The sequence below is a fragment of the Falsiporphyromonas endometrii genome (assembly GCF_042654485.1).
In the GTDB taxonomy this organism is placed as follows: domain Bacteria; phylum Bacteroidota; class Bacteroidia; order Bacteroidales; family Porphyromonadaceae; genus Porphyromonas; species Porphyromonas endometrii.
Genome location: NZ_JBHSGO010000080.1, coordinates 1 through 2,138 on the forward strand (window position 1 = coordinate 1; position 2,138 = coordinate 2,138).

2 protein-coding genes and 3 tRNA genes are annotated in these 2,138 nt (G+C 37.3%); 4 read left to right on the plus strand and 1 reads right to left on the minus strand.

The features are described 5' to 3' along the window. Window positions 1-558: 558 nt before the first annotated feature. Window positions 559-828, minus strand: a complete 270-nt coding sequence (locus tag ACFO3G_RS03340) for a hypothetical protein (RefSeq protein ID WP_380077978.1) — start codon at window positions 826-828, stop codon at window positions 559-561. A 513-nt stretch (window positions 829-1,341) separates the two neighbouring features. Between ACFO3G_RS03340 and ACFO3G_RS03345 the strand changes: the two genes are divergently transcribed. From ACFO3G_RS03345 to ACFO3G_RS03360, 4 genes are all read left to right on the plus strand, one after another. Further along, window positions 1,342-1,413, plus strand: a tRNA-Glu gene (locus ACFO3G_RS03345). Between the two features lie 28 nt (window positions 1,414-1,441). Then, on the plus strand, window positions 1,442-1,696 hold the full coding sequence (gene rpsT, locus ACFO3G_RS03350) for a 30S ribosomal protein S20 (protein WP_380077980.1): 255 nt from the start codon (window positions 1,442-1,444) through the stop codon (window positions 1,694-1,696). 58 nt (window positions 1,697-1,754) lie between these two features. After that, window positions 1,755-1,826, plus strand: a tRNA-Glu gene (locus ACFO3G_RS03355). A 107-nt stretch (window positions 1,827-1,933) separates the two neighbouring features. After that, a tRNA-Glu gene (locus ACFO3G_RS03360) sits at window positions 1,934-2,005 on the plus strand. Window positions 2,006-2,138 lie beyond the last annotated feature (133 nt).

A 2,138-nucleotide genomic window follows, 5' to 3' on the forward strand; every position in this document is an offset into this window, starting at 1 on the left:
ACCTCCCGATGAGCCTGAATTGACATAGGGGGATACCCCCATTTTAGCGCAAGATGATCAAGTGGGATGCCCCTCTTGAATACTATGCTATGTCCTTCTTCAAAGAAGAACGTTTAGGACACTATTGCAATAAATACGATAAATAATGTAAATACAAGCAAGCGTTTTTTAGTCTATAAACAACTGTTTTTTAGACTTCAAAAAGGTCTATTTCTTCCTAAATAATAAGTAGATAGCAATTTATTAGAATCTTAATATGTTAAACTATATTAAACCATCTTAGAATTTATCTTTCGGCGACTTAAAAAACACTTTTAGGCCGCCTTTTTTGGTAGGTCGCGCGACTTGCAATCCATTGTCGCGCTACTTTGAAAGTAACCTCGCGCGAGGTTGCACTTGAAGTAGCGCGACTTCGCATGTCAAGGTCGCGCGACAACGGATCGAAAGTCGCGCGAGAACAGATTGCTTCTCGCGCGACTTTATTTGTTAAAATAGCGCATAAATAAAGCCCGCTTCGTACTAATAAAGCGGAAAAAGTCGGCAAAAGGTCAAGTGACCCTAACCCTCGAAATTAAGATTTTGAAGTTGAATCAGTGTTGTTTGAGTAGCTTTTTGAGTATTAAAATAGGCAACAATATTTAACAAATAACACCCTCTCATTACGAACTTCACAGCCCAATGATAAGGAGACCTGTTTATAGTGTATTTGATAGCCACGAAGTCATCGATTTGTTGCAAGTCAACAAGACATATCTTACCCTCTTGAAGAAATGATCCTCCAAGCAAAACAATTATCAAAAGGAAGGTAAGTAATATGATTATCCCCATGGTCACTGTCTTTATTAGTGACTAAGATACTAAAAAGGATCCTCTTCAGCAATAAGACTTCACCAATACACAAAAACAAAAGGAAGAATTGGTTTATATAAAGCAACAATAATGATTAACAAACTTCTATCTTCACTTATTATATAATAAGGGGCAGAAAACTAAATTCCCCAACCGGAATGGTTTCCAGATAAGTAGCCACTTCCGGCTTATTCAGCTTTTACCTAACAATGGCAATAAAACAAATTCTAAATCAAAATCCCCTGCTCAATAAACTAAAAGGAGGATTTTTGTCTTTTAGGATCAAAAAGTTTTGAACAGCTAACAAAAACCACATAACTAAATGAATAAGAATACAATAACAATATATTTATAGTTGAATAGATGAAAAAAACAGCTATCTTTGCAACAAATCATGCAGGCATTTTTAGATAAACGTATTGCAGGATCAAAAAAACAACCTATCTTTGCAAACGCAAAACGATACACGTTATCTGCTTTGCTAAACAGGTTGGCCCATTCGTCTATCGGCTAGGACGTCAGATTTTCATTCTGAAAAGAGGAGTTCGATTCTCCTATGGGCTACGATTAATAAATAAAACAGATTAAGTAAATGGCAAATCATAAGAGCTCAGTTAAGAGAATTCGTCAGGCTAAGGCTCACCGCCTTCACAATCGCTACTATGCGAGGACGACTCGTAACGCAGTTATGGCCTTCCGTAAGTTAGAAAACAAAGAGGAAGCAGTTGAGAAGTTGCCAAAGTTGAGCAGTATGCTTGATAAATTGGCAAAGAAGAATATCATTCATAGAAACAAGGCAGCAAACATCAAGTCTAAGCTTGCTCGCCAGATTGCTAGAATGGCTTAATCTATAGAGAAGATCAATCGGTAGCTAACGCCGAATAAAATAAGGATAGCAAAACAGTGGCCCATTCGTCTATCGGCTAGGACGTCAGATTTTCATTCTGAAAAGAGGAGTTCGATTCTCCTATGGGCTACTTTGAAGATTCTTTTCTATAGAGACTATGTTCCATCAAAGAGACTGTTATGTCTCTTTAGGAAAGTGAAGTGGATAGCTACTGCCACCTATAAGAGTAGCCTTAGTGGCCCATTCGTCTATCGGCTAGGACGTCAGATTTTCATTCTGAAAAGAGGAGTTCGATTCTCCTATGGGCTACAAATCAAAGGGGCTGTGTCAAAATTCCATTTGGCGCAGCCCTTTCTGTTTTTTGAAAAAAGTTTCAACTTTCTTTATATAAGTCTTTTCCATATCATGAATAACAGTTATCTTTATGGTAAACAAATAGTTA

Coding starts and splice junctions, on each gene's coding strand:
- ACFO3G_RS03340 (WP_380077978.1), bottom strand. CDS start 828: ATGGGGATAATCATATTACTTACCTTCCTTTTGATAATTGTTTTGCTT.
- rpsT (WP_380077980.1), top strand. CDS start 1,442: ATGGCAAATCATAAGAGCTCAGTTAAGAGAATTCGTCAGGCTAAGGCT.